The 19,976-nt window shown below is 30.1% G+C and carries 16 protein-coding genes; 9 read left to right on the forward strand and 7 right to left on the reverse strand.

Annotated features, from left to right (window positions below):
* Window positions 1-20 precede the first annotated feature (20 nt).
* Together JMO20_RS08080 and JMO20_RS08085 are read right to left on the reverse strand one after the other, a co-directional pair.
* Entirely contained in the window at window positions 21-776 is a 756-nt protein-coding gene (locus tag JMO20_RS08080; RefSeq protein WP_202709041.1) for a sulfotransferase, read from the reverse strand.
* 137 nt (window positions 777-913) lie between these two features.
* The gene (locus JMO20_RS08085; RefSeq protein WP_202709042.1) at window positions 914-1,549 is read right to left on the reverse strand and encodes a hypothetical protein; all 636 of its coding nucleotides are present in this window, start codon (window positions 1,547-1,549) and stop codon (window positions 914-916) included.
* Window positions 1,550-1,661: 112 nt separating this feature from the next.
* Between JMO20_RS08085 and JMO20_RS08090 the strand changes: the two genes are divergently transcribed.
* A complete protein-coding gene (locus JMO20_RS08090) occupies window positions 1,662-3,347 on the forward strand; it encodes a hypothetical protein (RefSeq protein WP_202709043.1) in 1,686 nt (561 codons plus the stop codon).
* On the opposite strand, the gene JMO20_RS08095 is transcribed toward JMO20_RS08090, so the two are convergent.
* The gene (locus tag JMO20_RS08095; RefSeq protein ID WP_202709044.1) at window positions 3,340-3,636 is read right to left on the reverse strand and encodes a putative Se/S carrier protein; all 297 of its coding nucleotides are present in this window, start codon (window positions 3,634-3,636) and stop codon (window positions 3,340-3,342) included. The two genes, JMO20_RS08090 and JMO20_RS08095, sit on opposite strands and share 8 nt — an antisense overlap.
* Before the next feature lie 193 nt (window positions 3,637-3,829).
* Between JMO20_RS08095 and JMO20_RS08100 the strand changes: the two genes are divergently transcribed.
* The 8 genes from JMO20_RS08100 to JMO20_RS08135 all read left to right on the forward strand — a co-directional run bounded on the left by JMO20_RS08100 (window position 3,830) and on the right by JMO20_RS08135 (window position 13,993).
* Complete coding sequence (locus tag JMO20_RS08100) at window positions 3,830-4,699, forward strand: glycosyltransferase family 2 protein (protein WP_243414681.1); 870 nt, start codon at window positions 3,830-3,832, stop codon at window positions 4,697-4,699.
* Between the two features lie 42 nt (window positions 4,700-4,741).
* Entirely contained in the window at window positions 4,742-6,658 is a 1,917-nt protein-coding gene (locus JMO20_RS08105) for a glycosyltransferase family protein (protein ID WP_243414682.1), read from the forward strand.
* Window positions 6,659-6,803: 145 nt separating this feature from the next.
* Window positions 6,804-8,504: a glycosyltransferase family protein gene (locus JMO20_RS08110; RefSeq protein WP_202709045.1), complete on the forward strand. Its 1,701-nt coding sequence runs from the start codon at window positions 6,804-6,806 to the stop codon at window positions 8,502-8,504.
* A 40-nt stretch (window positions 8,505-8,544) separates the two neighbouring features.
* Window positions 8,545-9,369: a glycosyltransferase family 2 protein gene (locus JMO20_RS08115; protein WP_202709046.1), complete on the forward strand. Its 825-nt coding sequence runs from the start codon at window positions 8,545-8,547 to the stop codon at window positions 9,367-9,369.
* Between the two features lie 79 nt (window positions 9,370-9,448).
* Window positions 9,449-10,351 (forward strand): glycosyltransferase family 2 protein, encoded by a 903-nt coding sequence (locus JMO20_RS08120; RefSeq protein WP_202709047.1) that lies wholly within the window; start codon window positions 9,449-9,451, stop codon window positions 10,349-10,351.
* A 156-nt stretch (window positions 10,352-10,507) separates the two neighbouring features.
* The gene (locus JMO20_RS08125; RefSeq protein ID WP_202709048.1) at window positions 10,508-11,227 is read left to right on the forward strand and encodes a DUF6385 domain-containing protein; all 720 of its coding nucleotides are present in this window, start codon (window positions 10,508-10,510) and stop codon (window positions 11,225-11,227) included.
* A gap of 69 nt (window positions 11,228-11,296) precedes the next feature.
* Complete coding sequence (locus JMO20_RS08130; protein ID WP_202709049.1) at window positions 11,297-13,105, forward strand: glycosyltransferase; 1,809 nt, start codon at window positions 11,297-11,299, stop codon at window positions 13,103-13,105.
* Between the two features lie 27 nt (window positions 13,106-13,132).
* The gene (locus tag JMO20_RS08135; RefSeq protein WP_202709052.1) at window positions 13,133-13,993 is read left to right on the forward strand and encodes a DNRLRE domain-containing protein; all 861 of its coding nucleotides are present in this window, start codon (window positions 13,133-13,135) and stop codon (window positions 13,991-13,993) included.
* A 95-nt stretch (window positions 13,994-14,088) separates the two neighbouring features.
* On the opposite strand, the gene JMO20_RS08140 is transcribed toward JMO20_RS08135, so the two are convergent.
* The 4 genes from JMO20_RS08140 to JMO20_RS08155 all read right to left on the reverse strand — a co-directional run bounded on the left by JMO20_RS08140 (window position 14,089) and on the right by JMO20_RS08155 (window position 19,926).
* Window positions 14,089-15,045 carry an L-threonine 3-dehydrogenase gene (locus JMO20_RS08140; protein ID WP_202709053.1) on the reverse strand — a complete coding sequence of 319 codons (957 nt, stop codon included), beginning with the start codon at window positions 15,043-15,045 and terminating at the stop codon, window positions 14,089-14,091.
* A gap of 185 nt (window positions 15,046-15,230) precedes the next feature.
* The gene (locus tag JMO20_RS08145) at window positions 15,231-16,886 is read right to left on the reverse strand and encodes an S-layer homology domain-containing protein (protein WP_243414683.1); all 1,656 of its coding nucleotides are present in this window, start codon (window positions 16,884-16,886) and stop codon (window positions 15,231-15,233) included.
* 71 nt (window positions 16,887-16,957) lie between these two features.
* Window positions 16,958-18,100: an HD-GYP domain-containing protein gene (locus tag JMO20_RS08150; RefSeq protein ID WP_341534009.1), complete on the reverse strand. Its 1,143-nt coding sequence runs from the start codon at window positions 18,098-18,100 to the stop codon at window positions 16,958-16,960.
* A gap of 89 nt (window positions 18,101-18,189) precedes the next feature.
* Entirely contained in the window at window positions 18,190-19,926 is a 1,737-nt protein-coding gene (locus JMO20_RS08155) for a Na+/H+ antiporter NhaC family protein (RefSeq protein ID WP_202709055.1), read from the reverse strand.
* Between the last annotated feature and the right edge of the window lie 50 nt (window positions 19,927-19,976).

A 19,976-nucleotide genomic window follows, 5' to 3' on the forward strand; every position in this document is an offset into this window, starting at 1 on the left:
TATATATTTAATTTCTTCATTTATATATATTTGAAGGACTTCATCCTATTTCTACATCCTTCTAAAATTTTATTTTTATCTTCTTCAGAAATAGCTTGTCTAGTGCTATAAGTCTTTTTCAATAATACCTCTTCTATTTGATCAACATTAAGCTGCCCTATTTCACAAATCTGCCTCAAAGTTTCTCTATCCCTTGAAATGATATCCTCATATTTAAATAAATGTACTCCTAAATTATGTTTAGAAAGATTGATATAGTGAAACGAGTAACTATTCCATTGTTGAATTAAATTCTCTAAATTAATCCATGGATCTTGAGCACTACCATCCTTTTTTTTAGGAATACTTTTCCAGATATCTATAGGGTTTCTTACAAGTAGAATAATATTTATATCAGGATAGCATTCTAATAATAAATTTATCTCATCTCTACCATATCTAACTTCTTTAAACCCAATAATATCATACTCATCTTCAAGCTGACGATAATATGAATCTAAAAAAACTCTAGTTGAATTAACTAATCCTTCTTTTGCTAATTTTTCATCTGGAGCCATATTTGCAATCCATTTACCATCTTTTCTATTAGAAAGGTATTCTTCTCTTATTTTAGTAGAGTAATTAGAAAAATATTTAGCTACTTGATATCCTCTAATAAAATGTGTTAGTGCTCCTCCATGTTCTCCCCAAATTAGGGTCTTATCTCTTTTATTAAAAATTCTTTGGAGGAGAGTAGATCCGGTTCTCTGACAAATAGCTGATATAACTAGCTCCATTTTAATACCTCCATATTTTATTTGCTTTTTGTATTATAGAATATGTAAGTGTAACAATTTTGTTCATTGATGAATATTAAATAATTGAAAGGTGGACATAAAAAAAAGGGAGCTGGCACTCCCTTTCGTTAAACATTCTATTGTGGATATAGGTCTTCGTATTGTTGTGGGAAGAAGTCTGGGAATGGACGATAATCAAAGTCTTCACAAATATCTCCATTAGGACTAAATTCTTCACACTCTGGTGGTTCCGGACAGAAACCAAATGCAGGAATTAATAACTGTACTCTTCCTACAACTTTAATTATAATGAAAACTCCTACAGATAATACCACTGTACTGTCTATTACTAATGGTTCAGTTAATAATTGAGAACTTGTTTCTACAACTATTCTAAAGTCAAATTCATCTCTAGCTTGTGGGATAAATATTATTATATCTTTAAGTATATCTGGTAAGAAGCCTTCAACAACATCTCCGTTTTCACAAGTAATTTCATAAGGTATTCTTAAGGTAAATCTAACTCTCTTAAAGTTAGGTCTATTTCTTAGTGGTGTTACTGTTAGTGTTCCTTCAACAATAAAACCTGGTCTAAATCTGATGCTTTCGAAAGTACATCCATTTGGAAGCACTTGCTCTAGTTCTGGGTAACATTCTCTTTGTTGACAATGAGCGTATACTTTGTCTGTAATGATACATACTGACTCAGTTATATAACTTAGGTCTTCTTGCATTATCCCTTCACCAGGACTTGGATCAAATCCGTTTGTCATACTATTTCACTCCTTTTTTTTAATAAAATCATCTTCACTTACATATTATGTATTAAAGCAACTTTGGTGCATATTTTTTTGAAATTAATAATTTTTGTGAGGTGAATAAATAATGGGGAAATCATCTTCTAAGTGCTGTTTGATTAAATCATCAAAATCTAAATCATACTATTTCTGTCTTTCGGAAGATAATGAAATAATTTTAAGTCATTACAACCAAAACGGAATACTTGAAAAAAAGAACAATATTTTAGATCTAAAAATACTTGATTTTTCAGCTGACATTGATAAAAGTGATAGAATACACCTTGTTTGTATAACAACCGATGGAAACTTTCTTTACAATATTATGGTAGATGGACACTGGTCAAGCCATACACTAACAAAATTTGATATTAAATCAAATAAGTTTAACTATTTAACCTTAAGAGTAATTAAAAATGATGTTCATATTTTTTACGGAATTAGTAATCTTCTTAATTCTAACCTATGGACTATTGTTCATGCCCATGGTGGAAAAAGGAAATGGAACAAGGCAAATATTATTAGTATGACTCCAGGTAAATCATCTAGTCCTTATCATGTCGATTTTGACAAATTAGGAAATATCCATCTTATTTATGAAGATACTTTTAAGGGTACTAAACAAATTTATTATACAAACTTTAATCCATTTTTGAAGAGATGGATGAAATCTCCTCAAAAGATTTCAGACTTTAACTATGATAATCTACATCCATATGTTTTTGCTGATAATAATAACACATTACATGCACTTTGGTTAGCACAAAACGGACCTATACAACATATTTTCTATAAGCAGATGCCTTCATCTTCTAATGCTATTTATGATTGGAAAAGCTACAGTCTACCGCAACCAGACAGTAGCATTTCCCATGCAATAATGTTACAAGATAATGGAATATTGAGAATCATCTTTAAAGATAAAGAGAACTTGAAGTGCCTACATTCCAAGGACTACGGCTTTAATTGGGATATAGAAACGTCTCCTAATAAAGTTGATTTTAGTAATTTTAATTTGACAAAATACTCTACTAATCAGTCAATGGAAAAAGTAAGAATGAATTTAAATCATATCTATGCAAGCTCAGAAAAAGATTTGCAACTATTTAATTTTGGTACATATAATGTTCCGATAGAAAACTATACTAGTTCTAATGATAATAATAATGATGATAATATACAGTATTCCAATGATGAAAATCAATCTAATCTCAGCAAAACTTCTGATGAAAAAGATCTTACTGTTAAAGATAATAATAGTAGCTCTCAGCAGGATGAAAATAAACTAGATGATTCTATCTCAGCAGATTCAGATTCAATAGAGAATCAAACTCCTGAGCTAATAAATAATGAAGTTTCTCCTTTTGTTAAAGAGCTAAATTCTTTAAGTAATGAAGCTGTAAAAACATTTATTGAAAACACTAAAGTCAGCCTAGACAGCTTATTAACTAATACTGATGCACTAGATAAAAAGACTAATGAAATTGAAAAGGTGATTTTTAGCAATATCAAAGAACTAGATAGAAAAATATTTACTAACAGTGATATTCTAAATGAACTTAAAAGCAATTTAACATCTTTAGAGTTATTGATCACTCAGTACAAGGCTGAAAATAATAATCTTCAAGAGTTACTAAAGTCTATCGAAGCTCTATATTATAGTAATACAAGGGATATTAAAAAAATTGAAGAAAAAATTAAGGAGATACATAGGCTTCTTGAGAACTCTGCAACACCAGCTCTTTTAGATAAATTTAAAAATATTTTTAAATAAGATAACTAATTCTTTTATATGCTTTTCTACCATTTAACCTTTGAACTTCATATATGCTATTAAGTATTTGTTTAAAATCGCTGGCCTCTCTTTTTAAGTATTCTAAGTCAGTTAAGTTATTAAATCTTAGAGAGTAGCTACAACCATTACTTAAGCTGCAGGGTGTAGATATTAACTTAAATTTTCTATACCCTTTTTTTTCGAGTAAATAGTTTAATCTCACAGCATGATTCTTAGAGTTAAATACAGCTATATAGTACTCCCCTTTACTTGAAAGATTGTTTTGCATCATATCACCCCTAGTTTGATATTCTAGTATTAATATATTTATTCAATAGTTAATGTGTTACAATTTTTTTATTAATATCCTCCATATATTCTAGATTTTTGTTTATCAATTTTTATTTTAGGACAAGCCCAGTCACATATAAAAAAGCTGTTACATATATTGAAACAAGAATACTTAAGGGGAGGTAACTCTTTTGTCTTTAGACGACTCAAATAATCCAAAAAAACTCGTATTTTGCATATCTAATAAGATTTTAAATGACTCTAATAAATTCAATCCAGTCAATAAATCTATTCAAGATTTAATAAATAAAAACAAAGAAAAACATTTAAATAGAATGAACACTGAGAAATCTAAAAATATAACAATAAGTGATACTGATGTTTCAGTAATTACCTGCACTAACAAGCCTCACACATTAGATTCCATTATAAATAATTTCAATAGACAATCTTATGAAAAGAAGGAATTGATAATAGTATTAAATAGTAATAAGTTAAACCTATATTCATGGCGGCAAAACGTTCAACAATATAATAATGTAAATATATATCAGTTGGATGAAAAAGTAACCCTTGGTGAATGTTTAAACTTTGCAATTAATAAATCAAAGTATGGTATTATTGCAAAGTTTGACGACGATGACTATTACGGTCCAAGGTACCTATCTCAAGCAATATATTTTTTGAAAAACACTATTGCTGATGTAGTAGGTAAATCAACTTCATATGTATATTTTTCTAGGAGCAAAACATTAGCTATAAGAAATTCTGGAAGAGAAAATCGATACGTTCCTAGAGTCGAAGGTCCCACACTTGTAATGAAAAGAAAAATATTTGATAAAGTTCGCTTTAGTGAAAAAAACCTAGGTGAGGATGTACAGTTCTGTAAGGATTGCTGCAAAAACAAAATTAGAATATATTCTACTGACAAATCTAATTTTGTTTACATCAGAAATGGAAATTATTCAAAACATACCTGGGGTATTAATGACAATTATTATCTAAAGTTATGCAATCAAATAGGTCAAGTTAATGATTACCGTATTTATGCAAATTCATAAATTTTATGTGTTAAATTATCTTCTTTTAATCGAGGTGAAATAATGACCAAAAATGATGTTAAAATTAAAATAGATAACCCTAATAAACCTATGTATAATAGCATGAATTTTCAAAGTAAAACTAGTGTTAAGAAAAGGGTTAGAAATCACCTTCCTGTAAATAATGACCCCAGTAAACTAATAAGAAAAATAATAGCAAAACGACAAAGATCAAATCATTCTAATTCAAGTCAAAAAAATATTATAGTAAATAACACAAAGTTAAAAAACATAAGCTATCCCAATATTAAGGTAGCAACCATTTTAGACATTATCCCGACGGATTGGTTTAGATATGAATGTAATTCAATTCCTCTATCTTCTGATAATTGGATGAATATTATTCAAAAAGAAAAGCCTCATATGCTATTAGTTCAATCTACTTGGCAAGATTATAAGTGGGATTGGAAATATAAAATGATAAATCTCCACAGGTCTAAAGATAGAACTTTAAGAAACCTAGTAAACTTTTGTAAAAGTCTTAATATTCCTACTGTATTTTGGAATATTGAAGATCCTTATGACTTTAATACTTTCTTAGGTGCTGCAAAACTATTTGATTATGTTTTTACTTCTGATTCTAATTCTGTTCCAAAATATAAACAGGCACTCGGTCATAATAATGTTTTTACTCTTCCTTTTGCTGCCCAACCAAAGATACACAATCCAATCAATAAAGATATAGAAAAAATTGGTCAAGTTGCTTTTGCGGGCTCATGGTATAGAATTGGTCACGAAGCAAGAAAAAGAGATATGGAGATAGTATTGAAACCAGCTACTGCATATAATTTTCATATTTATGATAGAATGTACTCGCTGACAAAAGATATCAATTTCAAATTTCCAGACATTTATCAAAAGCATATGAAAGGATATCTTCCTTATTCGAAAACAAATTCCACATTTAAAAAATATGATGTAATATTAAATGTTAATACAGTTCAAAATAGCCCGACTATGTTTTCCTGTAGAGTCTTTGAAGCTCTAGCTACAGGAACAAATGTTATAAGTGGCTATTCCTTAGGTATAAATAAGCTCTTTCCTAATATTGTACTACTAAGTAGAAATAAGAATGATACAAAACTCAATCTACAGAAACTACTAAATAATAAAGACTATAGAGATAAGCTGTCATTATTAGGACAAAGAGAAGTTTTTAATAAACACACATATAAGGATAGATTTGAAAAAATCTTAGATAAAGTAGGAATTAAATATAAAAAAGATACTACTCCTGGTGTTTCAATTATTACCAGTACAATAAGAGAAGAAAATATGGAAAATGTTTTTAAAAACTTTAATAGTCAAAACTATTCCAAGAAAGAGTTAATAGTAATTCTAAATAATAACTCTATGGATATAGAAAAATGGAGAAACAAAGCTAGTATTTATAAAAATATTAAGATTTATAGAATAGATGAGAAAGAATCTCTAGGTAAGTGCTTAAACTTTGGAATAGAAAAATCAAAGTTCAATTACGTTTCTAAGTTCGATGATGATAATTACTACGCTCCAAACTTTTTAACAGATTTAATGAATGCCTTTAAATATACAAAGGCTGATATAGTAGGTAAGTTGTCATATTATGTATATTTTGAGGGTAGTAAAACATTAGCCATCAGATGTGTAAAGAAAGAAAATAGATATATTGATTTCTTATCTGGTTCAGCCCTAATTATAAATAAAAAGGTATTCAATAAAGTGAAATTTAGTAATGAAACTATTGGCGAAGATACTAAGTTCTTAAAGGATTGTATTAAAAATAACTTTAAGCTTTATTCAGCCGATAGGTTCAATTATGTTTGTATAAGAAAACCTACAGCAAAAAATCACACCTGGAAAGTCCCTGAGAAAACTATGTTGAAAAATTGTAATATTGTTTGTAAATGTGATGACTTCAAAAATATAGTCACAGTTTAATGTGAACTTTAAAATAAAACTTTGCTTTTTTTGCAAGGTTTTATTTTTTTATTTAAAAATTGAATAAGCTTTTAACTAAAACTGATAATCCGCATATAAATAAAGTAGGAAAATAGAATTTTAGCTTTTTTAAGGAGGAAACCTTATGACAATAAAGGTTCAATCATTTAGTAGCAATGTTAAAGTAGCATGTATACTTGATGAACTGCCATATCATTGGCTTAAATATCACTTAAACCTCGTAACTATAGAACCTTATAACTGGAAAGAAGTTATGGAAGATCAAAAACCCGACCTCCTTCTAGTTCAGTCAGCTTGGCATGGCTATAAGAACAAATGGGAGCTCAAGATTGCCTCTTTAAAGCCAAATGAAAATTCCCTTTTAAAGCAAATTGTTTCTTGGTGTAAGAAAAATAATATTCCTACTGCATTTTGGAACATTGATGATTCCTATATGTTTAATACTTTTATTCAGACAGCAAAGCTTTTTGACTTTATATTTACCACCGATGAAAACTGTATAAAAAACTACAAGGAAAAAGTAGGCCATAACAATGTCTATACTTTACCCATGGCTGCTCAACCTAATATTCATAACCCTATCAATAGATATAAACAAAGATTAGGTAAAGTGGCCTTTGCAGGATCCTGGTATAATATTGGTTATGAAACTCGAAAAAAGGATATTGAGACTTTAGTAAAGCCTTCTATTAATTTTGATTTGCACATCTATGATAGGTTGTATGACCTTAATAGTGACGATTATAGATTCCCTAAAATCTATCAACCCTATATACGTGGTGGACTTCCTTATGAAGACATGATGGAAATGTATAAAAAATATGATGTTTTTCTTAATGTAAATACTGTGCAAGACAGTCCTACTATGTTCTCATGTCGTGTTTTTGAACTACTTGGATGTGGTGTTAATACTATTAGTGGCTATGCTTTAGGCGTTGAAAAAATGTTTCCAAATATTGTCTTACTATCTAAGTCTAAAGAACAAACAACCAATCACATAAGAAAGCTTCTAAATAATCAACAATATGCTGATAAATTATCCTTGTTAGGACTAAGAGAAGTTTTTAAAAAACACACATATGCCCATCGTTTAGAATATATGTTTAGTAAAATAGGTCTTGATTATAAAAAAACTCCTGAACCAAATGTATCATTCATATGTGTAGTGAATAGCAATTCAGAAATAAAAAATGCAGTAGAGATTTATACTTCTCAAAACTACAAGTTCAAGGAGTTAATTCTAATTTTAAGAGATGAAACTATTGATATTGATTTTTGGAAAAACAACCTCAAAACTATTCAATGTATTAGCATTCTAAAATCTACAAATAAAAACTTTAGTAATTGCTTAAATATGGGAGTATACAAAAGTAGCTGTCAATACGTTACCTTTATTGACCCAAATGACTATTACAGTCCTCATTTTATTACAGACCTTATTAATGGATTTAAATATACTGATGCTGATATAGTAGGAAAGCAATCTCATTATGTTTATTATAGTAAAAAGAATATTTTATTGACGGCAAATGATATTAAAGAATTTGAACAAGTTAATTCTCTTTTGCCCTCTGCCCTTGTAGCAAACAAAAGCGTATTTGATAAAATTCGGTTCTCAGAGCAGTCTGACGAACCAGGCTATGACTTTATAAAAGCTTGCTTATTAAATAGTATTAAACTTTTTTCTTCTGATAGATTTAATTATATTTCTTTTATTAATGGTATCCCTTATCCAATTAAAAAGGGAATGTATAAAAAAAGTTTAGGTGTAAAATTAAATCCTATTAAATTAAATGAAGGTTTAATAAAATATGTAACAGTTTAATTAAGATAACATTTTTCATAACAATGAATGAGGTGAGTTAATGACAAATAAAGATGTGAAAATTGTAATATCAAAAGCTGAAAAGCCCCCTATTCAAATATTTGAAAAACCTTTTTGTAATCAAATGAATTACATGGGAATAAGGCATGAACGACACTATGAACCTAGTATCTTAAATCAAGGTATTTCAATCATTACTAGTACAATCCGAGATAATTGTATGGATAATATATTTAACAATTATGAATCTCAAACCCATTATCCAAGAGAATTAATAATAATTCTAAATAAAAATAGTATGAATTTAAATAAATGGCAGAAAAAAGCTCAGAAATATAATAATGTTAGTATCTATAAAATTGATGAAAATAAAACTCTAGGAGAATGCCTAAATTTTGCTGTTAATAAGGCAAAATTTAATTATATAACTAAATTTGATGATGATAATTACTATTCTCCAAACTTTGTAAAACGATTAATGCTCTCTTTCACTTGGTCAGAAGCCCAAATTGTTGGTAAGCTTTCATATTATATTTACTTTGAAGGAAGTAATACACTGGCATTAACTAATCCAAAAAAAGAAAATAAATATGTGCATATGCTATCTGGATCTGCTCTGATAATTAAAAGAGAAGTATTTTCAAAAGTAAAATTCCCACATACAAATCTAGGGGAAGACACTAAGTTTCTGCAAGACTGTCTTAAGAAAGGTTTTTCTCTATATTCTTCTGATAGATTTAATTATGTTTGTATTCGTAGGAATGATCTGACAACCCATACTTGGAAAGCTAACGAGAAAACTCTTATAAAAAATTGTGCTGTCGTTGCAAAGACAAATGACTATAAAAGATACGTCGATAGATAAATTTGTAAAGACAAACAGTAACAAATATTAAACTTCCTAATAATATATAGTGCAAAAAAGATTATTAGGAGATGAGATTATGGAACCAAGGAGTAATGACATCAAATTTAAAGTTACCAAAGATAAAACTATCCTTTCACAAATGCCTCCAGGAAGCCATGTTAAAATCCCGCCAGGAAATCCAGTTAATAAAAATATAAATAAGACAGTACTAAAAAGACTTAATAACAGACTTAGAATCAAAAACAGTTTAAAACCTCCTTCTAAGAAGAAGAACATTAACATTGGACCCGGCACATCAATTATAACCTGTACTAATAGGCCAAATTTTTATAATAATATCATTGAAAACTATATGCGACAAGAACACGGGCCAAAGGAGTTAATTATCATTCTTAACAGTAATAGCATAAATTTAAAAGAATGGATGAATAAAGTAAAAAAACATGATAATATTAGAGTTTTTCAACTAGGTCAGAATACAACTCTAGGTAGCTGTTTGAACTTTGCAGTTACTAAATCTAATTTTGATATTATAGCCAAATTTGATGATGATGATTACTATGGACCGAAATATTTAAGTGAAGCAGTTAATGCTTTTCAAACTACTGGTGCCAAAGTTCTTGGAAAAGCAGCTACTTATGTATACTTCGTCTCTAGTAAAACATTAGCATTAAGATCGCCTGCGGGAGAAAATCGATATGTAAGCTTTGCAAATGGTTCTACACTTATCTTCAAAAAAGAAATTTTCAATAGAGTGAAGTTCAGAAATCTATCAGTAGCAGAGGATGTAGCTTTTTGTAGAGACTGCATCTATAAAGGCTATCAGCTATATTCTACTAGCAAACTAAATCATGTTTATATAAGATACCCAAAAAAACAAAACCATACTTGGAAGATTAATGATCATGAATTTATGAATAGATATTGTAAAGTTATAGAAAAAACCGATGATTATATTGGCTATGCAAATAGTAATTAATTTATTTTTATCCTTAATTTGAAAAAATCTAATACTTTTATTTATTTTTCAGATAATTGTATTTGATTTTATAATAAAACAAACTATAACAATTTTAATTTTCTTTCATATTATATTGTAGCTCAAAATAAAACCTCATATAAAGGAAGTGAAAATATGCCTAACAATATAGTATTTAATGAAGTAGCTAGTCAACTGAAAACACAAATTTACGGTAATAATGGTGGAACTGCAGTTCCCCTATCAGTAGATGGAAGTGGTAATTTAACATTTACTGCCACTAATTTAGACATTAGAAGTTTATCTCCTACTACTGATACTGTTAGCGTTACTGCTACAGACTTTGATATTAGAAGTCTATCTCCTACCACTGATACTGTTACTGTTACTGCTACTGACTTTGATATCAGAGGTCTATCTCCTACTACTGACACTGTTACTGTTACCGCTACTGACTTTGATATCAGAGGTCTATCTCCTACTACTGATACTGTTACTGTTACTGCTACAAATTTAGATATTAGAGACCTTAGTGGAGTTACTGATTCAGTAACAAAAGGTGGCAATTTCTTTGCTGAATCAAACACAACTTTAACAGTTTCTGATACAGGTGTTGCATTAACTATTGATACTTCAGAGCAAGATATTTACACCTTCTATGTAGCAAATACAGGAGCTGCAGCTGTAAGTGTAAAATTACAAATTGCACCTACTAACTCATCAACTTATTATGTAGATGACCCATCGGGTGAAGTATCTATTGGAGCTGGCGAGAAAGGTGTCTTAGTTGCTCAAAAATTCTTGAAATTCACTAGATTATTCTTCAACCCTAGTGATACTACAAGTATCGAAGCATTCTATAATGCCCATGTATAATAGGTTCCAAAAGCTATCAGGTCACCTGATAGCTTACATAGAATGATACAAATAATTAGGAGTGATTATATGAAGCTTAGTCTAAGTATGATTGTAAAAAATGAAGAAAATAATTTACCTAGATGTTTAGAAAGTATAAAAGATATTGTAGATGAAATGATAATTGTTGATACTGGCTCTACTGACGAAACTGTAAATATAGCTAAACGCTATGGTGCAAAGGTTTATTCTTTTAAGTGGAATGGTAATTTTAGCGATGCAAGAAATTTCTCACTAGATAAGGTTTCTGGAGATTGGATTTTAATAATGGATGCTGATGATGAATTAGATCAAAATGATAAACCAAAAGTTCTCAGTCTATTGGAAGATTCTAAAGCAGATATTTATTTCTTTCAAACTCTTAGTTACATAGGCAAAAAGCCTGGTAATGACCTAGTAAACAATATAAATATTAGGCTCGTGAGAAATAACATGGGTTATAGATTTCATGGAGCTATTCATGAGCAAATTAAGGTTGAAAATCCTGAAACAAAAAATAGAAAAAAAATAGAAATAGAAGATATAAAGGTATATCACTATGGTTATTTAAATAGAGATATAATAAATAAAGATAAGAGAAATAGAAATATAGGGATTCTTAAAAATATTTTAGAAGAAAATCCAAAAGACAGCTTTCATCTATTCAATATGGGGAATGAATATTTTGCCCTTAGTGATTATGAAAAAGCTTTAGAATATTATATGAAATCCTATAAGAATTTCAATCCAAATATAGGTTATAGTCCAAAACTTATTTTGAGGATAGTTAATACACTAAATGAGCTAGAACGATATAATGATGAATTACAATATATCAAAGAAGGACTTAGATACTATCCAAAATATACTGATTTAGAATACTTAAGAGGATGCTTGTTTCATCAAATGGGAAGAATTCCTTCAGCAATTAAATCCTTTGAAGAATGTATTGAGTTGGGCCCTCCCCCTATTCAGTTAAGCTTTATTGATGGAGTAGGTGGATTTAGAGCATACTACGCCCTTGCTGAGACATTATTTTCAGCTGGAGAATATGATGCCGCCCATAGTTATTATATAAAAACTCTTCAAGCAAAACCTAGCTTTCTTATACCTCTAAATAGGATAGCCGAAATATTATTATATAAGAAAAATATCGATTTAAATATGGTTAAGAAGAAAATGGAGAGCTATTTTGGCAATACACTAGATACTTCTGCTTACATTACACTATCTGATATTTTTTATAGTCAATGTAAGTATGACATATCCCTTGAATATATAGCAAAGATTGATATAGATTTAAATGAACTTCCTAATATTCAATTTTTTAAAGGAATGTGCCTATTTTACCTTGGAGAGTTTAAAAAAGCTAATGAAATATTTAGGCTTATTAATGACTCAAATTTAAGTGAAAAAACTATTTCAAAGATGATTATTTGTGAATCTTTGAGTGGCAATTTTAAAAAAGCTAAGAATCTAATTAACTCTACAAATGAATTCAATGACCGAAAGAAAATAATCGTCTATAGTTCATTTATACATTTATTGATGTATAATAAGTCTCATCCTTTTGCAAATATAGCGGAACCTAATGAGTTTCTAGACGTAATAATGGATCTCTTAGGCAATTTATTAAAAGCATCTGCTTTTGACGAATTTGAAACATCATTGCAATTATTCAACTTATTTGATTCTAATGAAGTTCTTTTGAGACTTGCAAAGCTTTATTATAGATTTAAGCATTACAATCTATCGTACCAAGAATTCTTACGTTCAATAAAGCTTTTTGACAAAATAGATAGTGAAGGGCTAGAGATGATGAAGGAAATGATAGACCAAAAACTAATCAGTAATGATTAATTATCTCATTTTGAGAGGATGTTAATGATGTCAGATAACTTCTTTTTTACTCCTAATCAAGATGCATTTGTAAGTAGCTACTACCCAACTGAAAATTTTGGTAAAAATCTTGCTTTATTTGTAGGGAAATTTATGAGTAGCACTATTTATAATACATTAATAAAATTTGATTTATCAGGATTTCCTAGCGATTATAAAATTAATAAAGCAATTTTAAGCTTATATATATTTAGAAATGACCAACCTTCTACTTCTAAAGTCTATAATGTATATAGAAATTTAAATGATTTTAATGAGGATACAGTTAACTATAATAATCAACCTTCAACTCCTTCAACTCCATTGACATCCGTAACTATTAATAATGAGGTGAATACTTTTGTTAATATAGATATAACTAGCCTTGTTCAAAATTGGTATAAGTCAATATATCCTAATTATGGACTAAAATTAAAAGCAATTAATTCAACTATCCAATCTTTAGTAGCATTCTATAGTAAAGATTCAGATGAAAGCTATCCACCTAGACTCCAGATTTTTTTCGAACCTCCAGTTCAAATTGCCAGTAGGAAATTCGAATCAAAGCTAGAAAAAAATTTAGCTACTTCAGATATTAGTAAGTATTCTAAAACTTATGATGTTTCAACTGTATTTACCTATACTTATTTTGTTATAAATATGGGTACCACTAATCCTTGTAACGTTGCTATACAAATAAGTCCTGATGGCTCAAATTGGATAGATGATTCAATTGTATTTACTGTCAACCCTAATGAAATGATTAAAATTGTTCCCAAAACTTTCTCCTGTTATTCTAGACTTCGCTATATATCATCTTCTTCAGGTAACCATACAAATTTAGATTTGTGTTTACAGACTCAAGCCTAACCTCATTGTATTCCCTGGGTAATAGCCATATAGTGACATAAACCTACAAGATAAAAGCCTCGGCATCAAATTTGCCGAGACTTAAGTATTTGTGACTATTTTGACAGCTTAATTTTAAGCTTTTCAAGCATATCCTTAGACATTGAATCTAAATCATATTTAGGATTCCAACCCCACTCTTCACGAGCAGCACTATCATCAAGTGAGTCTGGCCATGAATTGGCAATTTTTTGCAATGTAGGATTTATGTCATAATTCATGTTAAATTCTGGCATAAATTTCTTAATTGATGCAAATATATCTTCTGGATTAAAACTCATTGCTGTAACGTTAAATGCATTTCTATGCTTCAACTTACTTGGATCAGCCTCTGCAAGGTTAATAATTGCATCTAAAGCATCTGGCATATACATCATATCCATGTATGTACTTTTATCAAGTGGACAAGTAAATTTCCCCTCTTGTATTGCTTTATAATAAATTTCTACAGCATAGTCAGTTGTTCCTCCACCTGGTAAGGTTTTATAAGATATCAATCCTGGAAAACGAACCCCTCTTGTATCTACACCATATTTTTCAAAATAATAATCACAAAGTAATTCGCCAGCCACCTTCGTTACGCCATACATAGTAGTCGGTCTTTGAATGGTGTCTTGTGGTGTATCTTTTGCAGGCGTCGATGGACCAAATGCTGCAATTGAGCTTGGAGTAAACACAGCAGAGTTTAACTCTCTAGCCACTTCTAATACATTATATAATCCATTCATATTTACATTCCAAGCTAGTCCAGGCTTAGCCTCTCCAACTGCTGATAATATAGCAGCTAAATTTATTATTGTATCTACATTATGTTTCTTTACTGCATCAGCAATTTGGTGTTCTTTGGTAATATCAACAATCTCAAAAGGTCCTGATTGTAGAACCTCTTCTGAACCATTATCCTTACTAAGTCCACTTGCTATTACATTATTCTCCCCGTACTCTTTTCTCAATCTCATTGTAAGCTCAGAGCCAATTTGCCCTAATGCCCCAGTTATTAGTACTTTCTTCATAAATTACACCTCCAAAAATTATAGTTATCATATTTAGTCTATCCATATGAAAACGTTTCTTATTTCAGATTTTCGACTATATTATAACATATTTTTTCATTAATAAAAAAGAATTTAATTCCTACTATTATTAATTTTTTGTCAAATAAGAAAAGAATATCCCAATTAAAAAAAGAAACCCAAAATTAATTTTGGGTTTCTACCATTGCTATGTTGTATTTATCACTGTTTTTTGAAACTCTATTTAATAGAGTAGCTATTTGAGCTCTAGTAATATTCTCACTTGGATGGAATGTTCCATCGTCATAACCTCTAAATAGTCCATAATAAGTCATAGTATATATATAATCATATGACCATCTATTTTCATCAATATCATCAAAGGATAACTTAAGCTTTTGATCAATTTCTTCAAAATCCATTACTCTTGACATCATCGCTGTCATCTCTTCTCTTGTTATAACTTTATTCGGAGCAAAATTCTCATTATCTACACCTTTTATGATGCCATGTTCCTTTGCTATTTCAATTTCAGGCTTAGCCCAATAATTATCAGGTACATCCTTAAAATCATAATCTATTGATTCAGTTTTTTCTAATCCAAATGCCCTTACTATTGTAACAGCTGCTTCTGCTCTGGTTAAATCGCTATCAGGTTTGAAAAGTCCATTATCAAATCCTCTCATCCATCCCTTATCCTTTACTTCTAATATATCTAATTCGGCCCAGTGGTTTTCAATATCATAAAAATAATCACTATTCATGGATGAATCATTTAAAGCCCTGCTAAAATAATCCCAAGTTCCAGGTAGTTCCTGTCCTAAACTCCAGCTACCTGTACCTTTTAAATTGTATTTTTTCACTAGGTCAATTTTGGCTTTTATAGATGCTTCATTTTCATACCAAACTTCATAATGACCAGCTTGAAGCCTTCTTCCATAAACATAATATGGTTGGTCTCCAGGTTTAATATCAAATGTTGCCTTTGATGACATTTGGGTGTCATCAAAGTATATATTTGCATCATAATTTTTAATAAGAGTGTCTAAATCTGTAAGGTGAACACCTCTCCCACCTGTTGATTCACTATAGTTCCAGTATCGACCATAAAAAGGAATTCCTAAAACAACTTTATCTGATGGTATTTTGTCCACTGCATATTTAATTGCATCCTCGACAAAACTTCGACCTGCAATCGGCCCTGGCTGTGAACCATAATAGCTTTGATCATAGGCCATAATCATTAAGTAATCGCAGTACTCTGCTAGCGCTTTATAATCATAGGACCCTTGCCATCCTTTCGTTGATCCCCAAGGATTAGCTGCAACTGCAATCGATACTTCTTTACCTTCCGGTAGCTTTTCTCTTAATAATCTCATGAAATCAGTATAATTATTACGGTCATATTCAGTTAAATTTTCTAAATCAATGTGTATACCGTCAAGATTATATTTTTCAATTATTCCAGCAATTTCTTCTGATAAACTTTCTCTGTTTTCCAATGCTTTTCTTCCTAATCCTCTATCCCAATGATTACTCAAGAAAGGCACTACTTTAATATCTCTGTCATGCATTTCTTCAATAAACTTTTCATAGAAGATTTTACTTATTTTTAAGCTACCATCTTCATTTAAATCAAAGTAACTTGGAGAAATGACTTGTAAAGCTCCATTTGCTCTATCTACATAATCTACATGATTATATTTACTTCCAAAATATAAGTAACTCATATTGAATCTTTCAACAGAGGCTTGTCCTTCTATTGGGCTTATTAATACATATGGTAAAACAACTAAAACGCTTAAAATTATTAACTTAAAAAATCTTTTCCTTTTAGACATCGGCATACCCCCTCTTATACTAGTTTACATAATTCAAAGAAGGAATACAATGAAAATATTTGGCAGAATTACTAACTTTCTACGTCATATTGTATGCCGGAAATAGTTATATTCTTTTCATCAACAAGATCAATAGTACTATTTTCCACAGCTTTTCCATTTCGCATAACAACTCTTACCTTTGGCCTTAAGCTAAATTTGGGATTTGTTTTAGTTACTACTGCAATATCTCCATTACTTAACCTAACTAACGTCCCTTCTGGATATGGGACAATCATTTTTATAAAAGCTTGAGCGACCTTGTAATCAAAATGTGTGCCTGAGGCACCCATTATATATTCTATAGCTTCATTAGGTGATAGCGCCTGTCTATATGGTCTATCAGATACTAATGCATCATATACATCCGCCACAGCTACTATCTTTGCACATTCATTTATTTCGTCTCCAGAAATACCCCTTGGATAACCAGTACCATCTACTCTCTCATGATGCTGTAATGCTATTACTCTTGATATTGAACTAACATACATATTATCCTTTAAGTATTCATATCCTTTTTCAGAATGATTCTTAATCACCTCAAATTCTTCACTAGTTAATTTTCCTGGCTTTAATAACACTTCCTTTGGTACATAGGTCTTTCCTAAATCATGTAATATAGCTCCTGTAGCCAAATGAGTTAATTTTTCTTTATTATATTGCATCTCAATTCCAACTATTATTGAAAGAACTGCAACATTTACACAGTGTTGATATGTATAATTATCCATTGATTTTATGTCAACCATTTTAACTAAAATTTCTTTTTGAGAAAAGAGTTCATTAATAAAACTCTCAATTATAGCACCTATATCTTCTAAGCATTTTGTTTTTAATTTATTAGCTAGTTTTTTATTAGTTATACCTTCATTCGCCATTTCTGAAAATCTAGTATAGGAATCCTTCATTAACTTAATTGCCTTAATTCTTAATTCAGGTTTAATCACATCTTCAATCTCATTATCACTATACTCATCATTTATATAAACTGACATAATGCCGTTCTTTCTAATTCTTCTTATCAGACCTTGCTTTAACTCGACGCCCTTTGATAAGAGTATTCTTCCCTGTGAGTCAAAAATGGTTTTAGCTAACTCAGTACCTTCTCTCACAGAGCTTACTGGAACTAATCTCATACCATCACTCCTCTGTTTTAAGCATTCATAATCCACGATATCATATAAATAGCAGTCACTTCAATAGGACCTTGGTATTAACTTTAAAAGGCTAATCCATTTTGGATTAGCCTTTTGCAAACTATTTACTCATCAATATTCACAGTTTCTAAATCTTGATCTTTAACAGGTTTTCCTATAAAGTAAACGATTGAAATTATAGCTATAATTGAGATAGGAAGAACTAAATAAATTGGCATTCCTAAAGCAGCAGGAATATATCCAAGTAAGATTGCAACTAAAGCTACAGATACTGCATAATATAGTTGGGTCTTTGTATGATCAACATGATCGCAAGCTGCACCCATAGATGCTAAAATAGTAGTATCTGATATAGGTGAACAATGATCACCAAATATTGAACCAGTTAAAACACCACTTATACTAAGAACAATAAATGAATTTTCAGGAGATATAGCAAATGCAACTGGTATTGTTAATGGCATTAATATTCCCATAGTTCCCCATGAGGTACCTGTAGCAAATGATATTACAGCCCCTAATATAAAGATTATTGATGGTAATAAGAATTTTGGGATAGCATCAGATAATATTGAAGCCAAATATGTTGATGTTCCTAATTCTTTAACTACACTACTCAATGACCAAGCTAAGATTAAAATCACTGCAGTTATTACAAGGGATTTAATACCTTGTATCCATGTATCAATAGCTTCTTCTAAAGTAAATAACTTTTGGACCACTCCCATAATTATTGCAACTATGGTTGAAAGAATAGCGGATTGGAACAATACTATACTGGCATCTGAAGCACCAAATGTTTCTCTTATTGCTGCTAGAGATACTGGAGAGTTTTGAAGCAATGTAATTAAATCTATATTCTCTCCCCCCATTATAGCTAAATATCCATTATGATAAAAACCAACTAGCGAAGAAATTATTAACATACCAATTGGTATTATTGCATTCCATACACTTAATTTAATATCTTCATCTGGTACAATTTCTGAAGTATCAGATGATATCATCGGCTTTGCATTATCTCCAAGTAGCTTTCCTGTCTTAAGTGCTCTCCTTTCAGCCTTTAACATAGGACCAAATTCTCTTAAAAATATGGCTGTTGCTACTATAAATATTAAGATAAGAATGTTATAAAACCTAAAAGGTATTGTTTCCAAAAACACATTATATGCGTTAACTTCTTGTCCAATATATGAGTATCCATCTTTTATTAAACTTAACTCATATCCAATCCAAGTAGATATTAATGCAATTCCAGCTATTGGTGCTGCTGTAGCATCAATTATAAATGCAAGTTTTTCTCTAGATATCTTCATCTTATCTGTAACTGGTCTCATTATTGGACCAACAATCAAAGCATTTGAGTAATCATCAAAGAACACTAGCAACCCAAGTACCCAAGTAATTAACTGAGCGCTTCTAGAAGAGTTGGCTTTCTTTGCTAGTTTCTCGGATATAGCCTTTGCTCCGCCCATTTTAGAAATCAAAGCAATTAGCCCACCAATTGCAAGACATTGTAGTATAATCCCTGCATTCCAGGAATCAGCTAATGAACCTAGCATAATGTTTATAATCATAAGAAACCCATTTGTTATTGTTCCAAGGATATCAGCCCCATTTAAGTTCAATAGTATGGTTCCTGAAAGTATCCCAATAAACAATGAGATTATTACATTCTTTGTAATAAAAGCTAAGAGTATTGCAATAATTGGTGGTAATAATGACCAAAGTCCAAAGCTATAAACTGTACCATCCAAAGTGCTTGAGCTTACTCCAAAAGCAACATTTGAAATTAGTAATAATGTGATAATTGTAACTAAAATAAATCCCTTTTTTTTCATAGTATCTCCTCCTTAGTTTTGTCAAGTGAATTATGCATGGAGGAGAGCAA

Source organism: Sporosalibacterium faouarense, assembly GCF_016765695.1.
GTDB lineage: Bacteria > Bacillota > Clostridia > Tissierellales > VENL01 > Sporosalibacterium > Sporosalibacterium faouarense.

Excerpts from the sequence above, each read along its gene's own strand:
- JMO20_RS08080 (WP_202709041.1), bottom strand. The coding sequence starts at position 776 with ATGGAGCTAGTTATATCAGCTATTTGTCAGAGAACCGGATCTACTCTC.
- JMO20_RS08085 (WP_202709042.1), bottom strand. The coding sequence starts at position 1,549 with ATGACAAACGGATTTGATCCAAGTCCTGGTGAAGGGATAATGCAAGAA.
- JMO20_RS08090 (WP_202709043.1), top strand. The coding sequence starts at position 1,662 with ATGGGGAAATCATCTTCTAAGTGCTGTTTGATTAAATCATCAAAATCT.
- JMO20_RS08095 (WP_202709044.1), bottom strand. The coding sequence starts at position 3,636 with ATGCAAAACAATCTTTCAAGTAAAGGGGAGTACTATATAGCTGTATTT.
- JMO20_RS08105 (WP_243414682.1), top strand. The coding sequence starts at position 4,742 with ATGACCAAAAATGATGTTAAAATTAAAATAGATAACCCTAATAAACCT.
- JMO20_RS08110 (WP_202709045.1), top strand. The coding sequence starts at position 6,804 with ATGACAATAAAGGTTCAATCATTTAGTAGCAATGTTAAAGTAGCATGT.
- JMO20_RS08115 (WP_202709046.1), top strand. The coding sequence starts at position 8,545 with ATGACAAATAAAGATGTGAAAATTGTAATATCAAAAGCTGAAAAGCCC.
- JMO20_RS08120 (WP_202709047.1), top strand. The coding sequence starts at position 9,449 with ATGGAACCAAGGAGTAATGACATCAAATTTAAAGTTACCAAAGATAAA.
- JMO20_RS08125 (WP_202709048.1), top strand. The coding sequence starts at position 10,508 with ATGCCTAACAATATAGTATTTAATGAAGTAGCTAGTCAACTGAAAACA.
- JMO20_RS08130 (WP_202709049.1), top strand. The coding sequence starts at position 11,297 with ATGAAGCTTAGTCTAAGTATGATTGTAAAAAATGAAGAAAATAATTTA.
- JMO20_RS08135 (WP_202709052.1), top strand. The coding sequence starts at position 13,133 with ATGTCAGATAACTTCTTTTTTACTCCTAATCAAGATGCATTTGTAAGT.
- JMO20_RS08140 (WP_202709053.1), bottom strand. The coding sequence starts at position 15,045 with ATGAAGAAAGTACTAATAACTGGGGCATTAGGGCAAATTGGCTCTGAG.
- JMO20_RS08145 (WP_243414683.1), bottom strand. The coding sequence starts at position 16,886 with ATGTCTAAAAGGAAAAGATTTTTTAAGTTAATAATTTTAAGCGTTTTA.
- JMO20_RS08155 (WP_202709055.1), bottom strand. The coding sequence starts at position 19,926 with ATGAAAAAAAAGGGATTTATTTTAGTTACAATTATCACATTATTACTA.